This window comes from Methylosinus sp. Ce-a6, from assembly GCF_009811655.1.
In the GTDB taxonomy this organism is placed as follows: domain Bacteria; phylum Pseudomonadota; class Alphaproteobacteria; order Rhizobiales; family Beijerinckiaceae; genus Methylosinus.
Map to the genome: position 1 here is coordinate 109,304 of NZ_BGJX01000007.1, position 21,698 is coordinate 131,001.

General features: G+C 67.1%; 20 protein-coding genes. 14 read left to right on the forward strand and 6 right to left on the reverse strand.

Features of this window, described 5'->3' with window-relative positions; all coding sequences use genetic code 11:
- Positions 1 to 77: 77 nt before the first annotated feature.
- The 6 genes from ftsZ (at position 78) to Mspo_RS06895 (ending at position 8,344) form a co-directional block, all read left to right on the forward strand.
- Complete coding sequence (gene ftsZ, locus Mspo_RS06870; RefSeq protein ID WP_159728162.1) at positions 78 to 1,787, forward strand: cell division protein FtsZ; 1,710 nt, start codon at positions 78 to 80, stop codon at positions 1,785 to 1,787.
- A gap of 459 nt (positions 1,788 to 2,246) precedes the next feature.
- A complete protein-coding gene (lpxC, locus tag Mspo_RS06875; protein WP_244613210.1) occupies positions 2,247 to 3,170 on the forward strand; it encodes a UDP-3-O-acyl-N-acetylglucosamine deacetylase in 924 nt (307 codons plus the stop codon).
- Positions 3,171 to 3,359: 189 nt separating this feature from the next.
- On the forward strand, positions 3,360 to 4,160 hold the full coding sequence (locus Mspo_RS06880; RefSeq protein ID WP_159728164.1) for a sterol desaturase family protein: 801 nt from the start codon (positions 3,360 to 3,362) through the stop codon (positions 4,158 to 4,160).
- A gap of 721 nt (positions 4,161 to 4,881) precedes the next feature.
- On the forward strand, positions 4,882 to 5,778 hold the full coding sequence (locus Mspo_RS06885; protein WP_159728166.1) for an outer membrane protein assembly factor BamD: 897 nt from the start codon (positions 4,882 to 4,884) through the stop codon (positions 5,776 to 5,778).
- Positions 5,779 to 5,824: 46 nt separating this feature from the next.
- Positions 5,825 to 7,513 (forward strand): DNA repair protein RecN, encoded by a 1,689-nt coding sequence (gene recN / locus Mspo_RS06890; RefSeq protein WP_159728168.1) that lies wholly within the window; start codon positions 5,825 to 5,827, stop codon positions 7,511 to 7,513.
- 144 nt (positions 7,514 to 7,657) lie between these two features.
- A complete protein-coding gene (locus Mspo_RS06895; protein ID WP_159728170.1) occupies positions 7,658 to 8,344 on the forward strand; it encodes a transglycosylase SLT domain-containing protein in 687 nt (228 codons plus the stop codon).
- Between the two features lie 10 nt (positions 8,345 to 8,354).
- On the opposite strand, the gene Mspo_RS06900 is transcribed toward Mspo_RS06895, so the two are convergent.
- Complete coding sequence (locus Mspo_RS06900; RefSeq protein WP_159728172.1) at positions 8,355 to 8,642, reverse strand: type II toxin-antitoxin system RelE/ParE family toxin; 288 nt, start codon at positions 8,640 to 8,642, stop codon at positions 8,355 to 8,357.
- Positions 8,639 to 8,923 carry a CopG family ribbon-helix-helix protein gene (locus Mspo_RS06905; RefSeq protein WP_159728174.1) on the reverse strand — a complete coding sequence of 95 codons (285 nt, stop codon included), beginning with the start codon at positions 8,921 to 8,923 and terminating at the stop codon, positions 8,639 to 8,641. The genes Mspo_RS06900 and Mspo_RS06905 overlap by 4 nt, the downstream gene beginning before the upstream one ends.
- 292 nt (positions 8,924 to 9,215) lie before the next feature.
- On the opposite strand from Mspo_RS06905, the gene Mspo_RS06910 reads away from it, so the two are divergent.
- From Mspo_RS06910 to Mspo_RS06920, 3 genes are read left to right on the forward strand one after another with little or no spacing between them, the layout of a single operon-like run.
- Positions 9,216 to 10,091 carry a chorismate mutase gene (locus Mspo_RS06910; protein WP_159728176.1) on the forward strand — a complete coding sequence of 292 codons (876 nt, stop codon included), beginning with the start codon at positions 9,216 to 9,218 and terminating at the stop codon, positions 10,089 to 10,091.
- Positions 10,092 to 10,095: 4 nt separating this feature from the next.
- Positions 10,096 to 11,214 (forward strand): histidinol-phosphate transaminase, encoded by a 1,119-nt coding sequence (gene hisC / locus Mspo_RS06915; RefSeq protein ID WP_159728178.1) that lies wholly within the window; start codon positions 10,096 to 10,098, stop codon positions 11,212 to 11,214.
- On the forward strand, positions 11,207 to 12,142 hold the full coding sequence (locus Mspo_RS06920) for a prephenate/arogenate dehydrogenase family protein (protein WP_159728180.1): 936 nt from the start codon (positions 11,207 to 11,209) through the stop codon (positions 12,140 to 12,142). Before hisC ends, Mspo_RS06920 begins: the two co-directional genes overlap by 8 nt.
- 156 nt (positions 12,143 to 12,298) lie before the next feature.
- Here Mspo_RS06920 and rssA read toward each other — a convergent pair whose 3' ends face one another.
- The gene (gene rssA, locus Mspo_RS06925; RefSeq protein WP_159728182.1) at positions 12,299 to 13,273 is read right to left on the reverse strand and encodes a patatin-like phospholipase RssA; all 975 of its coding nucleotides are present in this window, start codon (positions 13,271 to 13,273) and stop codon (positions 12,299 to 12,301) included.
- Between the two features lie 121 nt (positions 13,274 to 13,394).
- Here rssA and Mspo_RS06930 point away from each other — a divergent pair, with 121 nt between their 5' ends.
- Positions 13,395 to 14,513, forward strand: a complete 1,119-nt coding sequence (locus tag Mspo_RS06930) for an ATP-binding protein (RefSeq protein WP_159728184.1) — start codon at positions 13,395 to 13,397, stop codon at positions 14,511 to 14,513.
- A 171-nt stretch (positions 14,514 to 14,684) separates the two neighbouring features.
- On the opposite strand, the gene Mspo_RS06935 is transcribed toward Mspo_RS06930, so the two are convergent.
- Positions 14,685 to 16,031 carry an FAD-dependent monooxygenase gene (locus tag Mspo_RS06935; protein WP_159728186.1) on the reverse strand — a complete coding sequence of 449 codons (1,347 nt, stop codon included), beginning with the start codon at positions 16,029 to 16,031 and terminating at the stop codon, positions 14,685 to 14,687.
- Positions 16,032 to 16,225: 194 nt separating this feature from the next.
- Between Mspo_RS06935 and Mspo_RS06940 the strand changes: the two genes are divergently transcribed.
- From Mspo_RS06940 to Mspo_RS06955, 4 genes are all read left to right on the forward strand, one after another.
- Entirely contained in the window at positions 16,226 to 17,197 is a 972-nt protein-coding gene (locus tag Mspo_RS06940; RefSeq protein ID WP_159728188.1) for a quinone oxidoreductase, read from the forward strand.
- Between the two features lie 495 nt (positions 17,198 to 17,692).
- Positions 17,693 to 18,118: a ribosome silencing factor gene (gene rsfS / locus Mspo_RS06945; protein ID WP_159728190.1), complete on the forward strand. Its 426-nt coding sequence runs from the start codon at positions 17,693 to 17,695 to the stop codon at positions 18,116 to 18,118.
- Between the two features lie 72 nt (positions 18,119 to 18,190).
- Entirely contained in the window at positions 18,191 to 18,670 is a 480-nt protein-coding gene (rlmH, locus tag Mspo_RS06950; RefSeq protein ID WP_159728192.1) for a 23S rRNA (pseudouridine(1915)-N(3))-methyltransferase RlmH, read from the forward strand.
- 113 nt (positions 18,671 to 18,783) lie between these two features.
- Positions 18,784 to 19,062 (forward strand): (2Fe-2S) ferredoxin domain-containing protein, encoded by a 279-nt coding sequence (locus Mspo_RS06955; RefSeq protein WP_159728194.1) that lies wholly within the window; start codon positions 18,784 to 18,786, stop codon positions 19,060 to 19,062.
- Positions 19,063 to 19,179: 117 nt separating this feature from the next.
- On the opposite strand, the gene Mspo_RS06960 is transcribed toward Mspo_RS06955, so the two are convergent.
- Together Mspo_RS06960 and Mspo_RS06965 are read right to left on the reverse strand one after the other, a co-directional pair.
- On the reverse strand, positions 19,180 to 20,673 hold the full coding sequence (locus tag Mspo_RS06960; RefSeq protein ID WP_159728196.1) for a DEAD/DEAH box helicase: 1,494 nt from the start codon (positions 20,671 to 20,673) through the stop codon (positions 19,180 to 19,182).
- A gap of 255 nt (positions 20,674 to 20,928) precedes the next feature.
- Positions 20,929 to 21,255 (reverse strand): hypothetical protein, encoded by a 327-nt coding sequence (locus Mspo_RS06965; protein ID WP_159728198.1) that lies wholly within the window; start codon positions 21,253 to 21,255, stop codon positions 20,929 to 20,931.
- Positions 21,256 to 21,698 lie beyond the last annotated feature (443 nt).

Genomic DNA, 21,698 nt, shown 5'->3' on the forward strand with positions numbered 1-21,698 from the left:
CGAGGCGCGCGTCGGCGAAGCGCTCCGGGGACGACACCGACGCCAAGTCGCTTACAAATCAGTCGAAAGGTCTGACGATGACGATCAATCTCAAGGCGCCCGAGCTCCGGGAATTGAAGCCCCGCATATTGGTGTGCGGCATCGGCGGCGGCGGCGGCAACGCCGTCAACAATATGATCATGTCGGGCCTGTCGGGCGTGGACTTCCTCGTCGCCAACACCGACGCGCAGGCGCTCGCCTCGGCGCGCGCCGAGCGCATCATCCAGATGGGCCTGCAGGTGACGGAAGGCCTCGGCGCCGGGGCGCAGCCGGAAGTCGGCCGCGCCGCGGCGGAAGAGGCCAAGGACGAGATCCGCGACCATCTCTCCGGCGCTCACATGGTGTTCGTCACCGCCGGCATGGGCGGCGGCACCGGCACGGGCGCGGCGCCGGTCATCGCGGCGATCGCGCGCGAGATGGGCATTCTCACCGTCGGCGTCGTGACCAAGCCCTTCCATTTCGAGGGCCAGCGGCGCCTGCGCATCGCCGAGAGCGGCATCGCCGAATTGCAGAAGTCGGTCGACACGCTGATCATCATCCCGAATCAGAATCTCTTCCGCATCGCCACGGAGAAGACGACCTTCGCCGACGCCTTCGCCATGGCCGATCAGGTGCTCTACTCGGGCGTCGCGTCTGTCACCGACCTCATGGTCAAGGAAGGCCTCATCAATCTCGACTTCGCCGATGTGCGCTCGATCATGCGCGGCATGGGCAAGGCGATGATGGGCACGGGCGAGGCGACCGGCGAGCGTCGCGCGAGCCTCGCGGCCGAGGCGGCCATCGCCAATCCGCTGCTCGACGAAGTGTCGATGAAGGGGGCCCGCGGCCTGCTCATCTCCATCACCGGCGGCAATGATCTCACCCTCTACGAGGTGGACGAGGCGGCGAGCCGCATCCGCCAGGAGGTGGACGAGGACGCCAATATCATCCTCGGCGCGACCTTCGACTCCTCGCTCGAAGGCGTCGTGCGCGTGTCGGTGGTGGCGACGGGCATCGATCTGCCCAGCGCCGCCGCCGAGGACGCCGCCGCCGCCGAAGCCCGCGTGCTGGAGGCCGCCGAGCGGCTGCGCGCGCAGGTCGCCGCGCAGAGCCGCATCGTCGTCTCGCAGCCCGTCGCCGAGCCCGCTCCGCAGCCGGCGCCGCAGGCCTATGCGCCGCAGGCCTATGCGGGCGAGGCTGCGCCGGCTCCGATCGAGCGGCAGCCCTCGCCCTATTACGGCGAGCCGCCGCAGGCGCCCGTCGCCTCCCGCGACGTCTATCTGGAGCAGGTCGCGACGCGTCCGGTCTATGCGCCGGAGCCCGCTCCCGCGCCGGCTCCGGCGATGGAGGCGCATGAGCCCTATATTCCGCCGGCCGCCGAGCTGCCGCGCATGCGCATGCCGCAGATCGAGGATTTCCCGCGGCCGGTGCAGGAGCAATATCGCCAGGCGCGCGGCGAGGCCGCCCAGGCGCCGGAGGCCGCCCGCCGCCGCACGCTGCTGGAGCGCCTCGCCTCCTTCGGCGCGAGCCGCCAGGAGGATGCGATGCAGGGAGCCCCCGCCGCGCCGCGCCCGCCGCAGCGCCCGCAGGCTCCCGCTCCTTCGCAGAACCCTGCGGAATACGCCAAGCGCCCGGCCGCGCCGGCTCCGCAGCAGGCGGGAGGCCACGCCGGCCTCGATCCGCACGGCCGCCGCGTCGCGCCGGTCCGCTCGATCGAGGACGAGCAGCTCGAAATCCCGGCCTTTCTGCGCCGGCAGATCAACAGCTGAGTCCCTTTCCACCCTCCCCTTCAGGGGGAGGGTCGGCCGGCGAAGCCGGACGGGGTGGGGTGAAGCCCCGAGACTCGGGAAGCACCCCCACCCGAGCGCCTTCGGCGCTCGACCTCCCCCCTCGGAGGCTATCGGATTCACACATCGCGAGACGCTGTGGCCGTCATGGCCGGGCTTGTCCCGGCCAAGACGTCGCGGGGGCGAGGAAAATGTGTGCATTCGATAGCCTTTCGAGGGGGAGGTGGGAGCGCCGCGCCGCGGCAGGGCGCCGGGTTTCCGAGCCGCTTTTGCGAAAGGCCCGCTTCGGCGGGCCTTTCTCGTTCGGGGCGGCTGTAACATTCTGTAAAAAACCGTGACTGGAGCCGCGCCGCGGCGCGGATTATCTTGCGCGGGCGCCGAACGGCCACAATCGCGCGCGACGAGGCGCGTCGGCCTTGCCGGGAGTGAGAACGAAATTTCATGACAGCGCGTCGATCGACGAGCATGCAGACGACGCTCGCCGCCGCAGTGGCGCTCGAAGGCGTCGGCGCGCATGGCGGCCTGCGGTCGCGGCTCTTGTTGTCGCCCGCCGACGCGGGCTCGGGAATCGTCTTCACGCGGCTCGCCGCGGCCGATGCGCCGCTGCTCGCGCAGGCGCGCAATGTCTCCTCGACCGATCTTCGCGTGCGCCTCGGCGCGGGCGAGGCCTCTGTCTCGACGATCGAGCATCTGTTGGCGGCCTTGCGCGGGCTCGAGATCGACAATGTCGCCATCGATGTGGACGGGCCGGAGATCCCGGCCATGGACGGCTCCGCGGCGGCTTTCGTCGCGGCGATCGACGAAGCGGGCGTCGTCGCGCTCGAAGCGCCCCGCCGCTACCTCGAGATTCGCGCGCCGGTGCGCGTCGCCGACGGCGCCGCCTGGGCGGAGCTTTCGCCCGCGCCCGCCGGCGGCTTCCATATGGATGTGGAGATCTCCTACGCCGCCGCGCCGATCGGACGGCAGCGGCGGCGGATGCGCGTGACGCCGGCGAGCTTTCGCGCCGAGATCGCGCGGGCGCGCACTTTCGGCTTCCTTTCCGACGCCGAACGTCTGTGGCGCGAGGGCAGGGCGCTCGGCGCCTCGCTCGACAATACGATCGTCATCGCGGACGGACGCGCGCTCAATCCGCAGGGCCTGCGATTCGCCGATGAATTCGTGCGCCACAAAATGCTCGACGTGCTCGGCGACCTCACGCTCGCGGGCGCGCCGATCATCGGCGCCTTCCGCTCCTATCGCGGCGGCCACAGGCTCAATCTCGCGCTCGTCGAGACGCTGCTGGCGACGCCTTCCGCCTTCGCCTTGGTCGGCGGCGCGCGAGAGCCGCGGGCGCGCCGCGCGGCGCGGGCCGCCATCGCGCGCTGAGGGCCGGCGCCGGGAGTTCTCCCGCAATTTTCCCGTAAGGCGAAATCTCGAGATTTGAAGGGGATGCGTCGCCGCGCCTCACTAGAAATACGCCATGAACTCGGCTATAGGACGAAAAAAATTCCTCCGTTCGCCGCGCGCAATGCGGCCGGCGCGACGAACGGATTTCCGGCCGGAGTCCGCCCTTCCATGTTTCTCGACCCTTTCGACCATATTCCTCTGTCGTTTCTCGCCTGGACCGCGCAAATGGTCGCGTTCCATGGGATCGGATATGCGTTCGAATGGTGTGATTCGACCGGCCGGCTGAAGCGATTCAAAGTGCGCGAGCTCGACCGCATGAGCTATCGCGAGCTCTTGCCGCGCGTGCTGTTCAATCAGACGGCGATTCTCCTGCCCTCCATGCTGGCGGTCGAATATTTCGGCCTCGGCTTCGTCGGCGAGCCGCATCTGTCCTGGACCGCGCTCGCGCTCACCATGATCGTCATGCTGGTCGGCCACGACGTCGTGCAATATGTCGCGCATCGTCATCTGCTGCATCATCCCGCGATGATGAGCCGGCTGGGCCATGCGCTGCATCATCAGACCGGCGCGAGCAAGGCGATCAGCGCCTGCTATCAGTCGAGCGCCGATTTCTTCTTCGAGATCGTGCTGCCCTATCTGCTGCCGCTGGTTCTGGCCGGCGGCGGCGGCGCCAGCGTCGCCTTTCATATGGTGACGACCAGCCTCGGCGCGTTCGGCGGACTCTATGAGCATTCGGGCTATGATTTCGGGCTCGCCTTCCGCGACCCGCAGGCGAGGGGGTGGCGCAAGCGGCTCAACGGCGCGCTCGATCGTCTGACGTCGAGCATCGCGCACGGCTATCACCACACGCGCGGCAATGTGAGCTTTTCCGACGGTTTCGGCACGCCGGGCATTTGCGACATGCTGTTCAAGACGCGCTGGGATCTCGTGCCGGAGCGTGTGCGCCAGCGAGAGCGGGCGACGGCCTGAGAGCGCATCTTTGTAAGGAACGGCGGGGTTCAAGCTCTCGTTCGAGTGATGCCGGACTTTTGCGCACAAGTCTTGCGCGATCCGGCATTCTGAAAACAAGTGTGCGAAAGTTCGAGTTCTGCAGGGCGTGTTCGTGATGCTTTTTGGTCAATTCGAAAAGTCCGTGACGGAGTATTTCGAGCAAGCCGCGACAACCGTTCTGTCAACCCTGACTGGACCGCTCGGCGTGGTTGGGACGTTTCTGCCTACCGTGACCGCCGAGTTCCATTCGAGAGCAGATTAGCTTTGGTGATCGATCAAAGGGACCCGCGCAAGGCAAATATCTTGCGGGCATATGCGCTTCGAAATCACTGCGCTCACGGCGGCGCCAGCGAGCCGGTCGGCTCGATAGATCAATTCGTCGCCGACCTTTATACGTGGTTTGGCCTGTTGCGGAGATGACGCCGCCACGCTTGCCTGGCAAGAGAGTTCGACGCGTCACAACGCGCAGGCCCGCTCGCTCCTTGTCGGCGCACATGTAATCGTCATAGGCAAAATCGAGCGCTGATTGCTGCGCCGAGCGCAAATCCACTCCCCGGCGTGTCCCGCCATAATCTCGCCCGATCCGAACCGTCTTCTTCGAGAAGAGTGGAAGGCCCGCCATCGCGCGTGTTCCCGAGTGGCGCCGGCGGTCGAATTGGTCTAGAGAACGACGTAACCGACGTCCCCGCGAGGCGATTTCATGCCGAAAGACAGCTCGTCCCGAATTTCCGCCGTCGCGCGCGCCGCGCTGGCGGCGGCCCTCGTCGCGGCCCTGCCGGCCGCGCCCGCCCGCGCCGATATTCTGGACAGCATCACCAGCGGTTTCGGGCTGTTCTCGGGCCCCAAATACAAGACCGAGATTCTGCCGGAGATCCCGGCCGAGGATATCTATAATCAGGGTCTCGCCCGCCTCGAGAAGCATGATTACGAGAACGCCGCCAAGAAGTTCGGCGAGCTCGAGAAGCAATATCCCTTCTCGCAATGGGCCCGCAAAGGCCTGTTGATGCAGACCTTCGCGCAATATCAGAAGCCCGCCTATGACGACGCCGTCGCCACGGCGCAGCGCTATATCGGGCTCTATCCGACCTCGCCGGACACGCCCTATGTCTATTATCTCGCGGGCATGTCCTACTATAATCAGGTTCCTGCGGTGATGCAGGACCAGGAGACGGCGGAGAAGGCGCTCGCCATCTTCACCCAGCTCGTCGAGAAATTTCCCAAGTCGGAATATGTGACCGACGTCAAATACAAGATCCAGGTGGCGCGCGACCAGCTCGCCGCCAAGGAGATGACGGTCGGCCGCTTCTATCTGACCCGCAAGAATTATTCGGCCGCGGTGAACCGTTTCCACGAGGTGCTCGCCAAATATCAGACGACGCGCCACGCCGAGGAGGCGCTCTATCGCCTGACGGAAGCCTATTTCGCCATGGGCGTCGTCAATGAGGCGCAGACGGCGGCGGCCATTCTGGGGCATAATTTCCCCGATTCGTCCTGGTACAAGGACGCCCATGCGCTGCTCGCGACGGGCGGCGTGGCGCCCGAGGAGCATCGGGGCTCTTGGCTCTCCAAGATCGGCAAGACGCTCGGCGCGAGCTGAGTTCGCCCGGCCGAGACGGGGCAGCCGGAAGAGTAGAAGCGCGCGCATGCTCGTCCGTCTTTCCATTCGCGACATCGTCCTCATCGACCGGCTCGATCTCGAATTCGCGTCCGGCCTGACGACGCTGACCGGCGAGACCGGCGCCGGCAAATCCATTCTGCTCGACGCTTTCCTGCTCGCTTTGGGCGCGCGCGGCGACGCCTCTCTGGTGCGCGCCGGCGAGGAGCAGGGGCAGGTGACGGCGGCCTTCGATCTGCCGCATGGCCATCCGGCGCTCGCCGCTGCGCGCGAGTTCGGCCTCGACGCCGAGGACGAGCTGGTCTTGCGCCGCGTGCAGACGAGCGACGGGCGCACGCGCGCCTTCGTCAACGACCAGCCGGCGAGCGCCCAGGCGCTGCGCGCGATCGGCGCCTCGCTCGTCGAGATCCACTGCCAGCACGACGATCGCGCGCTCGTCGATCCGAGCGCCCATCGCGCCCTCGTCGACGCCCATGGCGGGCTCGGCGACAAGGCCGCCGAAGTGCGCGAGCTGCACGCCGCCCTGCAGCGGGCGCGCCGCGCGCTCGCGGAGGAGGAGGCGCGCGTCGAAAGAGCGCGCGCCGAAGCGGATTATCTGCGCCATGCTTCCGCCGAGCTCGCGGCGCTCGCCCCGCAGCCGGGCGAGGAGGCCGCGCTCGCCGAGCGGCGCCAATCCATGCAGCGATCGGAGAAGGTCGCGGGCGATCTGCGCGACGCGCTCGAAGCTTTCGCCGGGGATCATTCGCCGGCCTCCGAGATCGCCTCCGCCGCGCGGCGGCTGGAGCGGCGCATGGCCCAGGCGCCGCAACTCATAGAGCCGCCGGCGCGCGCGCTCGCCCAGGCGCTGGACGCGCTGTCGTTGGCCGAGCAGGCGTTGGAGCAGGCGCTCGCCGACGCCGATTTCGACCCGCGCGAATTGGAGCGCATAGAGGAGCGGCTGTTCGCGCTGCGCGGCGCGGCGCGCAAACATCAGACGAGCGTCGACGCGCTCGCCGCGCTCGCCGAGCGCTTCGTCGCCGATCTGGCGGCGCTCGACGCCGGTGAGGCGCGCGTCGCCGCTCTCAGCGCGGAGGTCGGAAAGGCGCAGGCCGCCTATGCCGAGGCGGCGGAGAGCCTTTCGGCGGCGCGGCGCGCGGCGGCCAAAAAGCTCGACGCGCTGGTCGAGGGCGAGCTGAAGCCCTTGAAGCTCGAAGGGGCGCGCTTTCGCACGGAGATCGTCAGCGATATCGAGACGGGCGGGCCGGAGGGCTATGATCGCGTCGAATTCTGGGTGCAGACCAATCCGGGCTCGCGGCCGGGCCCTCTGGTGAAGGTCGCCTCCGGCGGCGAGCTCGCGCGCTTCATGCTGGCTTTGAAAGTGGTGCTCGCCGACCGCGGCTCGGCGCCCACACTCGTCTTCGACGAGATCGATACGGGCGTCGGCGGCGCGGTGGCGGACGCCATCGGCCAGCGCCTCGCCCGACTCGCGAAACGCGCGCAAGTGCTGACCGTCACCCATGCGCCGCAAGTGGCGGCGCGGGCGAGCCGGCATTTGCGCATCGCCAAGAGCGCCGTGAAGGGCGCGGCCGGGGGCAAGGCGAAGGACAGGGTGGCGACGCGCGTCGCGCAGCTCGAGGAGGCGGAGCGGCGCGAGGAGATCGCGCGGATGCTCTCCGGCGCGGCGATCACCGACGAGGCCCGCGCCGCCGCCCGTAGGCTGCTCGAGGGGGCGGGGTAGAGTCTTTTGTTCGACGCATTTCCAACGCCGAACCGGCGTCCACTTCGGCGGGAAACGCTCTGAGGCCCGTACGGATTCGGTCCGATTTGGCGAAAGCTCGATCTCGGGTTAAAGAAGCGTAACCAGACGGGCTCGGGAGGACGAATGAGACTGGCGATCTGCGCGGCGGCCGCCGCCTTGGGCTTCTCGCTCGCGGGCTGCAACACCCCCTCGCCCGAGCGCGAGTTCGTCGCCAAAGCGGTGGACGAGCCGCCGCCGCCGAAGGTGAGGCTCTCGCAACGCGAGCAGCTCGACGAGAGCATTTCCCGCTATGCGCTCGCCTATGACATTCCCGAATCGCTGATCCACGCCGCGGTCCGCCGCGAGAGCAATTACAATCCCGCCGCCAAGCACGGGCCCTATTGGGGTCTGATGCAGATCCGCTACGACACGGCGCGCAGCGTCGGCTACAGCGGCCCGGCCAAGGGCCTGCTCGACGCCGAGACCAATCTCGCCTATGCCGGCGCCTATCTCGCCAACGCCTTCCGCGTCGCCGGCGGAAACGCGCAACGGGCGATCCAGCTCTACGCCAAGGGCTTTTATTTCGAGGCCAAGCGCAAGGGGCTGCTCGGGCAGATGATGAGCGGGCGCTCGGGCGCCGAAGAGAAGAGCGAGCCGGCGGCGCCCGTAGCAGCCTCGGCCGAGACGCGGGCTCTCGCGCTAGCGGCGATCGATATTCCCGCGGGGAGGCGCGTAGAGGCGGCGGAGGCGCAAGCCCAGCCGGCGCCGATTATGGAGTATACGGCCGCGCAGTCCCCCGTCGCGCCGGAGGAGCAGACGGCGCAGCAGTGAGCGCCGCGCCTCAAAAAGCGTCCGGCCAGCGTCGCGCTCCGTGAAAGATGCGCAGTATGTGTATGGTCTCGTTCTGCCCGCGATACGGAACAAGCAACGGGGTCTCCACGACGACGAATTCCCGCGTGCCGAAAACGCGGCCGGGACGTCCGATGTGGGGAGCGTCGGGAAGCGTCGTTTCGAGCGTATCGACGAGATGTAAGACCATCCGCCGGGCGGCGACGGGATTATCGCGCGCGATATAGGCGCGGATCGCCGCCAGATCGCCGAGCGCTTTTCGCGACCAGACGATTTTCATGGAGCGGGCGCTTCATCCGGCGTGTCCCATGACTCCACCCACTTCCGCACGTCTTCATGCGCGATCGCTTCGCCCGCGTCGATCGCTCGGATGGCCGCTCGAATTCCCTCGACTTGCCATTCATTGGCGTCGAGAAATTGAGCGATCGCTTCCGCTGCGAGGAAGGAACGGCTACGGCCAGTGCTCTCCGCGAGTTTCTCCAACCGCTCCTTGGTCGAGGCGTCGACGCGGACGGTGAAGGTTTCGCTCGCTTGGGCGCTGCTTTGTGCTTTCACGTACACATCTTATCGCGAATGTGCGTTTGGGCAAGCGTGGGAGGAGGGCCGGGTCATGCCCGCGCTTGTCGCGGGCATCCGAGACAATTGCGACTCGCAGGGAGAGGAAGCGGCGTTGTTCCGCTCATGTTCCGACTTTCCTGAGCCGTCGCGGCGTGGATGGCCGCGACACGCGGGGCCATGACTCCGCTCGTGAACTTGGATACGGAGCCCTGAGCCCGCTCCCCCTCGCATTGCCTCCCGCGCCGCGCTGGCCTAAGACAGCCCACCGCCCTTTCCTTAAAGCCAGCCCGCGCCGATGCGAGACGAATCTTTGCCGAAGATCGAGACCGAGACGCTCGCGGATCTGCGCGACGAGATCGACCGCATCGATCGCGAGATGCATGGCCTGCTCATGCAGCGCGGCGAGATCATAGATCGGCTGATCGCGGTCAAAGGACCGAACGGGGCCTCCGCTTTTCGGCCCGATCGCGAGGCCCGGATGATGCGTGCGCTCGTCTCGCGGCACAGAGGCCTGCTGCCGGTCGATACGGTCGAGGGCATTTGGCGCATCATCGTCTCGACCTTCACCTATATGCAGGCCGAATACAGCGTCCACGCCGATGATTCCGGCGGCGACGCGGCCATGCGCGACAGCGCGCGCTTTCACTTCGGCTTCACCGTGCCCTATGTCGCCCATCACGGCGCCGGCGCGGTCGTCGCGGCGGTGGCGGCCTCCAAGGGCGATCTCGGCATGTTGCGCTCCTCGGGCGCGCAGGAGGAGGGCGCCTGGTGGACGCGGCTCGTCGGCGTGGACGCGCCCAAGATCATCGCGCGCCTGCCTTTCGTCGAGCGGCCGAACCATCCGGCGGGCCTGCCCGTGCTGATCGTCGCCAAGCCGCTCGCCGAGGCCGCCTCGCAGGATATCGCCCTCCATGCGCTCTCGCTGCCGAAATGGCATCCGGCCGCGCCGGCGGCGATCGACGCGCTCGCCGGCGAAATTCTCGCCACCGCGCCCTCCGCCGGCGAATTGTCGCTGCTCGTCGCCGCGCCCGGCCATGTCGGCGCCATGCAATTCGTGCAAGAGCTGGAGAGGGCTGGAGCGGGACGCGCGAGCGCCGCGCCGGTCGGCAGCCATGCGGCGCGTTTCGAATTGGACACGGCCCGCAGTGGCGTTTTTGTCCCGAGGAGTTGACGAGATGACGAAACCCGTCGTGCGGCCGAGCGTGCTGGCGATCGACGCCTATGTGCCCGGCAAGAGCGCCGCCCCCGGCGCCGCGCGCGTCTTCAAGCTCTCCGCCAATGAGACGCCGCTCGGGCCGTCGCCCAAGGCGATCGAAGCGCTGCGCGCCTTCGCGCCGAAAATCGCCGCCTATCCGGACGGCTCGGCGACGCGCCTGCGGCAGGCGATCGGCGCAGAGCTGGGGCTCGATCCCGAGCGCATCGTCTGCGGCGCGGGCTCGGACGATATTCTCGCTCTGCTCGCGCACGCCTTCATCGAGCCGGGCGACGAGGGAATCTACACGCAATACGGATTTCTCGAATATCGCATCGTCATTCTGGCGTCGGGAGGCGTTCCCGTCGTCGCGCCGGAGACGAATTACAGAGCGAGCGTCGACGCTATTCTCGAGAAAGTGACCGCGCGCACGAAGATCGTGTTCGTCGCCAATCCGAACAATCCGACCGGAACCTATCTGCCGAAAGCGGAGATCCTGCGGCTCGCCGACGCGCTGCCGCCGCATGTCGTGCTCGTCATCGACGCGGCCTATGCCGAATATGTGCGCGCCGAGGATTATTCGCCGGCGCTCGAGCTCGCCGCGACGCGCGAGAATGTGGTGACGACGCGCACCTTCTCGAAGATCTACGGCCTCGCGGGGTTGCGGCTCGGCTGGGGCTATGGCTCGGCGCATATCATGGATGCGCTGAATCGCCTTCGCGGCCCCTTCAATGTGAGCAGCGCGGCGATCGAGGCGGGCATAGAGGCGGTGCAGGACAGAGCGCATCTCGAGGCGGCGATCGCGCATAATGCGCGCTGGCTGCCGTTGCTGACGCGCGAGATCGCGGCGCTGGGGCTCGAGGTTCTGCCGAGCGTCGCCAATTTCATCGCCATCCGCTTTCCCGACGAGGCCGGACGCACGGCGGCGGACGCCGATCGCTTCCTCACCTCGCGCGGGCTGGTGCTGCGCGCGATCGGCGCTTATGGAATGCCGCAATTTTTGCGGCTGACGATCGGCTCCGAGGAGGCCAATCGTCTCGTCGTGGAGGCGCTCGGCGAATTCACGGCGTCCTCGCGGGCGCCGCGGGCCGCGCATGGCTGAGGAGCGCGCGCCGATCTTCGAGAAAGTCGCGCTGATCGGCCTCGGCCTCATCGGCTCATCGATCGCGCGCGCCATTCGCGCCTATGGCGCGGCGACGCGCATCGCCGCGAGCGACGCCTCGGAAGACGTGCTCGCGCGGGTGCGCGAGCTCGCCATAGCGGATGAGGCGACGTCCGATCTCGCGCAAGCCGCGAAGGGCGCCGATCTCGTCATTCTCTGCGTGCCGGTCGGCGCTTGCGGCGAGGTCGCGCGCGCGCTCGCGCCGCATCTCGAGACGGGCGCCATTCTCTCCGACGTCGGCTCGGTGAAGGCGGCCATTGTCGCCGAGGTCGCGCCGCATGTGCCGGCGAGCGCGCATTTCATTCCGGCGCATCCGATCGCCGGCACCGAATATTCCGGGCCCGACGCGGGTTTTGCGACGCTCTTTCAGAATCGCTGGTGCATTCTGACGCCGCAGGACGGTTTCGACGGCGAGGCGGTGAAGAGGCTCTCGGAGTTTTGGAAGAGGCTCGGCGCCAATGTCGAGACGATGAGCGCCTCGCATCATGATCTGGTGCTCGCGGTGACGAGCCATCTGCCGCATCTCATCGCCTATAATATCGTCGGCACGGCCGCGGATCTCGAGGAGGTCACGCAATCGGAAGTGATCAAATTCTCGGCGTCCGGCTTTCGCGATTTCACGCGCATCGCCGCTTCCGATCCGACCATGTGGCGCGATATTTTCTTGAACAATAGAGAGGCCGTGCTGGAGATGCTCGGCCGTTTCGACGAGGATCTGACGGCGCTGCGCCGCATGATCCGCACCGGCGACGGCGACGGCTTGTTCGCGCTGTTCACGCGCACGCGCGCGATCCGCCGCAGCATCATAGAGCAGGGGCAGGACACGGCGGCGCCGGACTTCGGCCGCGCCGCGCCGCGCGAGGATTGACGCGGAGCGCCCCCTCTCCCCCGTAGCGGGCTATCGAATGCACACATTTTCCTCGCCCCCGCGACGTCATGGCCGGGACAAGCCCGGCCATGACGGCCACAGCGTCTCGCGATGTGTGAATCCGATAGCGCGTAGCGGGGGAGGGGGCTTCGCCGCCTAAATCAGCCCCATTACCTGCAGCGCGTCGAAAATCTCCTCGCGCCGTCTCTCCACCGCATCCTCGCCTTCGCGCACCGCCTCTTCCGTGCGGTCGAATTCCAGAAGGCCGATATGGCCGACGCGCGGCGTGATGTGAACGTCGGGCGGGTCGCCGGCGAGGCGCGAGCGCGTCAAGCGGTCCTGCATGATGCTGAGCGAGGTCGTCATCACGCCGAAAATGCTCGGCCGGTCCGGATCGCGGCGGAAGACGCCGCGTGTCAAGCTCTCGGTGAGCGAGGCGACGAAGGGCTTCTGCTTCTCCTGCAGCAGCGTCACCGGATCGAAGCCCATGGTCGAAGGAATGCGCGCGGCGTCGCGCGACTTGCCGATGATGTCGGTGTTGAGATTGACGGCGATGACGAGCTCGGCGCCCAGCGCGCGGCAGGCGGCGACGGGCAGCGGATCGACGAGCGCGCCGTCGGCCAGCCAACGCCCGTCCATCTCCATGGGCGGGAACAGGCCCGGCAGAGAGAAGGAGGCGCGCAGCGCCTCGGCGAGATCGCCTTCTCGCAGCCAGATCTCATGGCCGGTCACGAGATCGGTCGCGACGGCGACGAAAGGCGTCGGCAATGTCTCGATGCGCATGGGCCCGAGCGCGCGGCGCAGCTCCATCAAGAGGCGATCGCCTTTGATGAGTCCGCCATAGCCGATCTGGAGATCGAGATAGGAGACGATCTTGCGCTTGTCGAGCGAGCTCGCCCAGTTCTCCAATTCATCGAGCTTGCCGGCGAGGAAGCAGCCGCCGACGAGCGCGCCGGCCGAGGTTCCGGCGACGACGTCGAAGGAAACGCCCATGCGCGTCAGCGCCCGCAAAACGCCGATATGCGCCCAGCCGCGCGCCATGCCGGAGCTGAGCGCGAGCCCGATCTTGCGCCTGCCGAGCGGATGCGCCTTCGCGTCCGTCCGGGGCCGTTCCGTCGCTTCGTCCGTCATCGTAGCTCCGGCTCTTTTCTTCTTCCCCCGCAATTCACATATCACCATTCACCGCCTTCGGGAGGCGCGACGGCGAAGACCAAGCCGTCACGCGAGAGGCGGGCGACGCGAGGGGAGCGCGATGAGCGCCGAGACGATCGGATATGATCGCTATCGCGTGATGGTCGAAGCCTCGCCGGCGGCGATCCTCATCGTCGGCGAAGACGGGCGCATGCGCTATGTCAATCGCGAGGCGGAGCTGCTGTTCGGCTACGCTCGCGCGGAATTGATCGGCCGTTCGGTCGAGCTGCTCACGCCGGCCGTCATTCGGCGACGCCACGCCGCCTTCCGCAAGCACTATTGGGCCGAGCCCTGCCGCCGCATGATGGGCGTCGCCCGTGAGATAAGGGCGCGACGGCGCGACGGCGGCGAATTTCCGGTCGAGATCGGCCTCGCCCCGCTCGAGACGGAGAGCGGCCTGCTCGTCACCGCCACCGTCCTCGACATGAGCGAACGCCGCGAGGCGGAGCGGGCGCTCGCCGCGAGCGTCGCCGAATTGGAGCGCGCCAATGAGCGGCTCTGCCAATTCGCCTATGTGGCTTCGCTCGACCTGCAACAGCCTCTGGCGGAGATCGCCGCGCAATCGGCGCGGATCGAGGCCGCGATGACGGTCGGCGCTCTCGACGAGATCGCGCAGGCGAGCGCGCGGATGCGCCATGCGGCGATTCGCGCGCGCAAGCTCGTCGCCGATCTGCTCACCTATGCGCGAACCATCTATGGCGATCAGCAATTGGAGGTGCTGGAGCTGCGCGAGGAAGTGCAGTTCTCGCTCGCCGAGCTCGCGCATTCGCTCGCCGCCGGCGAGACGCGGCTCGAGGTCGATCTTCCCGCCGCCGCTTTCGTCGGCGACCGCGCGCAATTCGCCTCGCTGATGCAGAACATCGTCGCCAACGCCGTCAAATATCGCAAGCCCGGCCGCCCGGCGGAGGTGACGATCGCGGCGACGCTGGAGGAGGGCGCGATCCATCTCTCCATCGTCGACAAGGGCGTCGGCTTCGAGCAGGAGTTCGCGGAGCGGATTTTCGAGCCCTTCAGCCGGCCCGCGGGCGGCGTGGAATATGCCGGCACGGGCATAGAGCTGGCGATCTGCAAATCGATCGCGGATCGCCATGGCTGGGAGATAGCGGTCGAGTCGCGGCCAGGCGAGGGCGCCGCCTTTCGCTTCGCGATTCCGACGCTGTTCGCGACGTCGTCGCTGTGAATCCTTCTCCCACGGAGTGAGAGAAGGTGGCTCGGCGAAGCCGGGTCCGATGAGGGCGCTTCGGATTCCACGGCCCCTCTTTGACTCTCACGGACCCTCATCCGACCCTCGCTGACGCGAGGGCCACCTTCTCCTGCAGGCGGGAGAAGGAAGGCGCGAAATTTTTTTGATTCAGCCCAGTCGGGAGGCCGTCTCGCGCAGATGGGCGAAGGCGCCGCGCGCCGCGTCGGCGAGGGCCTCCGGTCCGCGTGGACGCTTGCCGCGCATGCGCGGCTCCTTGGGCGTCTCGCGGCGCATCAGCCGCGGCTGGGCGAGATGCGGAGCCACGCCCTCGCGCATCACCGCGCGGCGCAGCGGCCCCAGCGTCGTCATGGCGATGAAGCCGGCGCCGCGGATGAGATCGACCGGCAGATAGGGGATGATGAGGGAGCGGTTGAGCAGATCGACGCCATGGGTGCGCAAGCCGATGTCGGCCCGCCGATGCATCTCATAGCGCGTCAGCGCGCGCGAGAGCTCCTTGGGATTGCGCAGATCGACGCTGGCGAGGCAGTCCTCGAGATCGGCGACGTCGCGCAGGCTGAGATTGAGTCCCTGCGCGCCGATCGGCGGAAACACATGGCAAGTCTCGCCGACGAGCGCCAGGCGCGGCGCGGTGAGGCGCGACGCTTGCAGCCCGCCCATGCGGAACTCGCCTATGCCGCTCTCGATCGTGATCGCGCCGAGCTTCTCGCGCGAATAATCCTCCATCTCATATTGCAGCTCCGCGCGCGGCTTGGCGAGGCGGCGCTTGGCGTCGCGCGGGCTCATCAGCCAGACGAGGCTGGAGCGATGCTCCGCGCCCTCGCGCGACGGCAGCGGCACCAGAGTGAAGGGGCCGGAGCGCGTGTGAAATTCGGTCGAGACATTGTCGTGCGGCAGCTCATGGCGCAGCAGCGCGGTGAGCGCGACCTGCGGATAGGTCCATTCCTTCGTGTCTATGCCGGCGGCGGCGCGGGCCTTGCTCGCGCGCCCGTCCGCCGCCACGATGAAATCGGCCTCTATGCGGCGCCCGTCGGACAGGATCGCCGTGGCGCCGTCGTCCTCGAACTCATAATCGACGATGTCGCTCTCGACGATCTCGAAGCTCTGCGCGGCGCGGGCGTGCGCGAGCAGGATCCCGGTCAGCTCGTCATTGGAGACATTGAGCCCGAAAGCGGGAAGATCGATCTCCTCCGCGCGCATGACGAGATCCGGCACGGGGAGAAGCTGGTCCGTGTCGTCGATCATATGGATCGTCTCGATCGGACAGGCGGCGGCGCGCACCTCGTCGAGCACGCCGATCGATTCGAGGAAGCGGAGCGAGGCCTCGAACAGCGCGACGGTGCGTCCGGGCAGGGGCTGCGGGAAGCGGCCGGCGAGCGTCACGCGCCAGCCCGCGGCGGCGAAGGCGAGGGCGGCGGCGATGCCGGTGGAGCCGGCGCCGGCGACGAGTATCTGCGTGTCGATCGCGGGGCTCGCTCCCGCCAATGTCTCGGCCATGTGCTTCGTCTCCGTGTTGCGTGCTTTCTACACCATGGGGACGGGAAGGCGAAGCGGGCCGGCGGCGGCTTTCCGTCGCTGCCCGAAATCAGTCGGCTGCGCCATGGCGGTCAATCCCTGGTCGCAATCGACGCGGATTTTTGCGAAGAGGCGCAAGAGACGAGTCATTCGAAGAAGATCATGCGGAGAAGATCATGGTGAAGGCCATTCGCATTTACGAAACGGGCGGGCCGCAGGTTCTGCGCTACGAGGAGGTCGAGCTGCCCCCGCCCGGGCCGGGCGAGGCGCAGATCGCGCAGAGGGCGATCGGCGTCAATTACATCGATATTTATCTGCGCGCCGGCTCTTACGCCGCCGATCTTCCCTTCGTTCCGGGCTATGAGGGCGCGGGCGAGGTGGTCGCGCTGGGCGAGGGCGTCGACGAATTCGAGATCGGCGATCGCGTCGCCTATGTCGGGCCGCTCGGCGGCTACGCCGAGGCGCGCAACATTGCCGCCGCTTCGCTGGTGAAGCTGCCCAAATCCTTCTCCTTCGAGACCGGCGCCTCGATGATGCTCAAAGGGCTCACCGCGCAATATCTGCTGCGCCGCACGCATAAGGTGAAGGAGGGCGATCGCATTCTCGTCCATGCGGGGGCGGGCGGCGTCGGCCAATTGCTCTGCCAATGGGCAAGCGCGCTCGGCGCGCATGTGATCGCCACTGTCGGCGACGAGGAGAAGGCGAAAATCGCCAGAGCGGCCGGCGCGGAACATACGATTCTCTATCGCAGCGAGGATTTCGCCGCCGCCGTGCGCGAGCTGACGGGCGGCAAGCTCTGCGACGTCGTCTATGACGGCGTCGGGCGCGCGACCTTTCCCGCTTCGCTCGATTGCCTGAAGCCCTTCGGCCTCTTCGTGAGCTTCGGCTCCGCCTCCGGCAAGATCGACGCTTTCGACATCAATCTCCTGTCGCAGAAAGGCTCGCTCTTTGTGACGCGCCCGTCGCTGTTCGCCCATATCGCGCGGCGCAAGGATCTCGATAAGATGACGAGCGACGTCGTGCGCGCGATCAAGAAGGGCGTGCTGCGGCTCGAGCGCCCGACGCTCTATCGGCTCGAAGACGCGGCGCTCGCCCACGCCGATCTCGAGGCGCGGCGCACCACGGGAGCGCTCGTGCTGGTTCCGTGAGCCGACCTGCGGCCGCCGCTGAAGAATTTTCGTATCTGTGACATTTTTAACACAAGAACGTAGCGGTGGCTCCGGTCGCAGAATTTAGGGGATTGAATCTGCGGGCGCTGCCGAATCGCAATGATGGGCCCCACCCGCTCGGGCGGCGCTCGAGCGCGGCTTTGTCGCAGCTCTTCTCGGGCGCTCCTGGACAAATGCGACCTTTTATGCCGGGCGACTCGGCGCGGAATCGGTTAGGCTCTCACTCGTTCCGGCTTTGAGGTTCCTCCCACCTCCCGATGGGCCGGGGCCCACTCTCAAAACCCGGCGTTCTCGCCGGGTTTTTTTCTGTCCCCGGGGCGCGTCTCTGGAAGGAAAACATTTTCTATAACAATTGCTTGTGAAGCAATCTCGCAGGTTCGAGCGCGATCTTAGCGGCTCGCGCGCATATCTGCGTGGTTGCATTCAGGGCCAAAACGGCACATCTTGAGAGATGCGGCGCCAGCGCCGTTAAGCATGAGGGTCGCAACGCTGACGACAAGTCTTCCGGGGGCGGCGCGCGCGCCGTCTCAACCGGCTTCCGGGCCGATCGGCCAGATCGCCGGCTCCATCATTCAAAAAGTCCTCACTAGCCTCGACGACGCCAAGGCGGAGGACGTCATCTCCATCGATCTGCGCGGCAAGACGACGATCGCTGATGACATGGTCATCGCGACCGGCCGTTCGACCACGCATGTCGGCGCCATCGCCGACAAAGTGCTCAAAGCCTGCAAGGAGGCCGGCCTCGTCGCTCCGCGCGTCGAGGGGCTGCCGCAGTGCGACTGGGTGCTGATCGACGCGGGCGACGTCATCGTCCACATTTTCAGGCCCGAGGTGCGTCAGTTCTACAACCTCGAGAAAATGTGGGGCGGCGCGCGGCCGAGCGAGCTGCGCGCGGTCTAAAGAGGCGCCGGTAGGGCCGATAGATAGGTAGGGAACGGCGTTCGCTGCGCGCGAATGCTCGCGCGGGAGGACATGCGCGTCGGAATTCTCTGTGTCGGGCGGCTGAAGGCCGGCCCGGAGCGCGATCTCTACGCGCGTTACGCCGCCCGCGTCGCGGCGATGCGAAATCTCGGCCTTTCGGGGCTCGATCTCCTGGAAATCGACGAGAGCCGGGCGCGCAATCCGGCCGAGCGCATGGCGCAGGAGGGCGAGGGCCTGCTCGCCGCTCTGCCCGTCGGCGCGAAGCTCGTCGTCTTCGACGAGCGCGGGACCGCCGCGAGCAGCGCCGATTTCGCGGCGCTCGTCGGGAGCGAGCGGGACAAAGCGACCAAATCGCTGTGGTTCGCCATCGGCGGCTCGGAAGGGCTCGCGCCCGCGGTGCGGGAGAAAGCGGTCGCGGTCTTCTCCTTCGGGCGCATGACGCTGCCGCATCAGCTCGTGCGCATTCTCGTCGCCGAGCAGATTTATCGCGCGACGACCATCCTCTCCGGCCATCCCTATCATCGAGCGTGACGGCTTGGCGTTCTTCGTGTCTTTGTGGTTTTTTCACCACGAAGACACGAAGGACACGGAGATTGCATTCGCCGAGCGAAGCGATCAGTCGGATGCCGTATCAGAGGATAGATATGATCGAGCCGCCGCTCATACGTTTCGTCGTCTGTGTCGGAGACGTTTGCGACCGCGAGGGAAGCGGCAGCGTGCTGCACGAGCGTTTGAGCGAGGCGCTCGACGTCGATTTCGGCAAAGGGATCGCAGCCGGCGAAATCGCCTGCGTGAGGCGCAGCTGCCTGCGCCATTGCTCGCAGGGCGTTCCCATGCTGCGCATCGAGCCGTCCGGCGAGGTCTACGCCGATCCGGACATCGACCTGATGCTCGATCTGGTGGAAGAGGCGCTCGCCGGCTGAGCGGCGCCTCTGGAGCGCTTCGAGGCCGGTTCGGCGTCGGGAAATGCATCAAAAACAAAAGCCGAGAGTCTTTCCATGTTTCAATGAAACACAGAAAGACTCTGGAATCTGAACGCTCTATTCGTCGACCTTGGCCGGCTTCAGCACCACAGGGCGCAGCAGGAAGGACGGAATATGGTCGCCGAGGCCGATGACCGGCGGCCCGTCGTCCTCCGGCTGGCGCATGGGTCTACGGTCGCGCCGGTCGCCATAGGTGGGCGGCCTCTCGGGCCGGGCCGGACGCTCGGGCCGCGCTTCCCGCGGCTCTCTCGCTTGGCGCGGCTCTCTCGCCGGCCGCGCCTCTCTCTCCTGGCGTGGCTCTCCCGCCTGCCGTTCTCGGCGGGGTTCGCGTTCCGCAGACGGGCGGCGGCCGCTCCGCTCGCTTCCCCGACCGCGCGCGCGGCTGCGCGATTCCCGCGCCGGAGCCTCCAGGGGCGGCGGCAGCTCGTCGAGGCCGGGCCCTTCCCAATCGATCTTCTTGCCGATCAGCGTCTCGATCTGGTCGAGATATTTGCGGTCGTCGTCGGTGACGAGGGTGAAGGCCGTGCCGGAGCGGCCGGCGCGGCCGGTGCGGCCGATGCGATGGACATAATCCTCGCTATGGGTCGGGACGTCGAAGTTGAAGACATGGCTGACGTCGGGAATGTCGAGGCCGCGCGCGGCGACATCGGAGCAGACGAGCAGATTGACGTCGCCGTTCTTGAAGGCGTCGAGCGAGGCCATGCGCGCGAGCTGGTCCATATCGCCATGCAGCGCGCCGGCGGAGAAGCCGTGCTTGTCGAGCGAGCGGTGCAAAATGGCCACGTCGCGCTTGCGGTTGCAGAAGATGATCGCGTTTTTGAAGTTGTCCGCGTCGCGGATGATCCGGCGCAGAGTCTCGCGCTTCTCGGCATGGCCATGCGTGGCGATGAGCGCCTGGCGGATGGTCGCCGCCGTCGTCGAGGCGCGGGCCACTTCGACGCGCACGGGATTGTGCAGAAAGGCCTCGGTGAGACGGGTGATCTCCGGCGGCATGGTGGCGGAGAAGAACAATGTCTGCCGCGTGAAGGGCACGAGCTTGCAGACGCGCTCTATGTCCGGGATGAAGCCCATGTCGAGCATGCGGTCGGCCTCGTCGATGACGAGGATCTCGATATTGGTGAGCAGCAGCTTGCCGCGATCGAAGAAGTCGAGCAGGCGGCCGGGCGTCGCGATCAGCACATCGGCGCCGCGCATGATCTTGGCCTCCTGATCGCCGAAGGCGACGCCGCCGATCAAGAGCGCGACATTGAGCTTGTGATTGGCCCCGTATTTGGCGAAGCTCGCCTCGACCTGAGCGGCGAGCTCGCGCGTCGGCTCCAGAATCAGCGTGCGCGGCATGCGCGCGCGGGGCCGGCCCTGCTCGAGCCGGCACAGCATGGGCAGCGTGAACGCCGCCGTCTTGCCCGTGCCGGTCTGGGCGATGCCCAATATGTCCCGCCCCTGCAAAGCGGGGGGAATCGCCTGTTCCTGAATGGGCGTGGGCTTGGTGTAGCCGGACGCCTCAACGGCCGCGAGGACCTTTTGGGAAAGGCCGAGTTCGTCGAAGTTCATCAATTGTCCTGGTCGCGGCGTTCGTGACATCTGGCGAGGGATGGGCGCGCGTAGGCCGCGGGGGGCGCGCGTCGTCCTTTGAGAGGCGGGTCCGTCGCAAATCGACGGCGTGTGTTCCGCTGGCGTTCTGCTCGTCCATCGCGGGAGCAAGACGCGCGCCATGCTTGGAGCCGAACGCGTCGGATGTCAATGGAATTGACGTGGCCGAATGATCGGCGGCGCCGCGCGCCAGCCGATCCCGCGTCGGAAAACCGACTATTTCTCGTCCAAACGGCAGGGCGAGACCGGGGCGAGGGCTTTCGGTCTCGTCGCGATCGAGCCGGTGGCGGCGTGGTCCACGCCGACGAAGCCGGCCCGAGGCAGAGGTTGCGGCGAGGCGGAGGGCCGCGATGCGGCGTGCAGAGTCCGGCCGCGTTCCGCTTTATCGACAAAAGCGATGAGCGGGAGCTCGCCGTTTTGTAACTTTGCCGACAGGAGATTGACCCCGAGCACGCAGGCGAGCGCCAGCGCCGCCGACACCAAGGCCACTTTCTCGACGAGCGTGCCCGCCGCGTCCCGCCGAAATTGATCGAGCATCGACATTCGCGCCTCTTTCAATCGTGCGCCTCGCTTTCGATCGACCATAGAAAGCGGCGGTAAAGGACGTGTTTACGCTCGCGGTTATCGATATGTGGATCGAAGCGGGTCGCGTCGCGTGGCCAAATCCAGACATTCGCGGCGCCGGTTGGAAACCTGCGCCGGCGATGGGGCGCGCCGACGCCCGCATTCACTTGTTCCGCCGCGCCGGCACATTATCTCCTAGTCGGATTGTGGAAGGGGCGGCGCGAAAGGCGGCGCCGCGCCGGAGCAGCGCTTCGGACTTTTTTGGCCGTTTCACCTTTTCGGGTCTTGCCAATGCTCCTGCGAGAAAGAAAACTCGGGTCCTCTCCGCCTCGCCCGCGCCGCGAGCGCCGGCGAAGGCCCGCGGCACAGAGAATGCTACGTGGACATTCGGCAGGCCTGTCGCGGGCGAATATCGGAAAGGG

Excerpts from the sequence above, each read along its gene's own strand:
- rsfS (WP_159728190.1), top strand. The coding sequence starts at position 17,693 with ATGAGGGTCGCAACGCTGACGACAAGTCTTCCGGGGGCGGCGCGCGCG.
- Mspo_RS06900 (WP_159728172.1), bottom strand. The coding sequence starts at position 8,642 with ATGAAAATCGTCTGGTCGCGAAAAGCGCTCGGCGATCTGGCGGCGATC.
- recN (WP_159728168.1), top strand. The coding sequence starts at position 5,825 with ATGCTCGTCCGTCTTTCCATTCGCGACATCGTCCTCATCGACCGGCTC.
- Mspo_RS06920 (WP_159728180.1), top strand. The coding sequence starts at position 11,207 with ATGGCTGAGGAGCGCGCGCCGATCTTCGAGAAAGTCGCGCTGATCGGC.
- Mspo_RS06880 (WP_159728164.1), top strand. The coding sequence starts at position 3,360 with ATGTTTCTCGACCCTTTCGACCATATTCCTCTGTCGTTTCTCGCCTGG.
- Mspo_RS06965 (WP_159728198.1), bottom strand. The coding sequence starts at position 21,255 with ATGTCGATGCTCGATCAATTTCGGCGGGACGCGGCGGGCACGCTCGTC.
- Mspo_RS06940 (WP_159728188.1), top strand. The coding sequence starts at position 16,226 with ATGGTGAAGGCCATTCGCATTTACGAAACGGGCGGGCCGCAGGTTCTG.
- Mspo_RS06955 (WP_159728194.1), top strand. The coding sequence starts at position 18,784 with ATGATCGAGCCGCCGCTCATACGTTTCGTCGTCTGTGTCGGAGACGTT.
- Mspo_RS06895 (WP_159728170.1), top strand. The coding sequence starts at position 7,658 with ATGAGACTGGCGATCTGCGCGGCGGCCGCCGCCTTGGGCTTCTCGCTC.
- rssA (WP_159728182.1), bottom strand. The coding sequence starts at position 13,273 with ATGACGGACGAAGCGACGGAACGGCCCCGGACGGACGCGAAGGCGCAT.
- Mspo_RS06885 (WP_159728166.1), top strand. The coding sequence starts at position 4,882 with ATGCCGAAAGACAGCTCGTCCCGAATTTCCGCCGTCGCGCGCGCCGCG.
- lpxC (WP_244613210.1), top strand. The coding sequence starts at position 2,247 with ATGACAGCGCGTCGATCGACGAGCATGCAGACGACGCTCGCCGCCGCA.
- rlmH (WP_159728192.1), top strand. The coding sequence starts at position 18,191 with ATGCGCGTCGGAATTCTCTGTGTCGGGCGGCTGAAGGCCGGCCCGGAG.
- Mspo_RS06935 (WP_159728186.1), bottom strand. The coding sequence starts at position 16,031 with ATGGCCGAGACATTGGCGGGAGCGAGCCCCGCGATCGACACGCAGATA.
- hisC (WP_159728178.1), top strand. The coding sequence starts at position 10,096 with ATGACGAAACCCGTCGTGCGGCCGAGCGTGCTGGCGATCGACGCCTAT.
- Mspo_RS06930 (WP_159728184.1), top strand. The coding sequence starts at position 13,395 with ATGAGCGCCGAGACGATCGGATATGATCGCTATCGCGTGATGGTCGAA.
- Mspo_RS06910 (WP_159728176.1), top strand. The coding sequence starts at position 9,216 with ATGCGAGACGAATCTTTGCCGAAGATCGAGACCGAGACGCTCGCGGAT.
- ftsZ (WP_159728162.1), top strand. The coding sequence starts at position 78 with ATGACGATCAATCTCAAGGCGCCCGAGCTCCGGGAATTGAAGCCCCGC.
- Mspo_RS06960 (WP_159728196.1), bottom strand. The coding sequence starts at position 20,673 with ATGAACTTCGACGAACTCGGCCTTTCCCAAAAGGTCCTCGCGGCCGTT.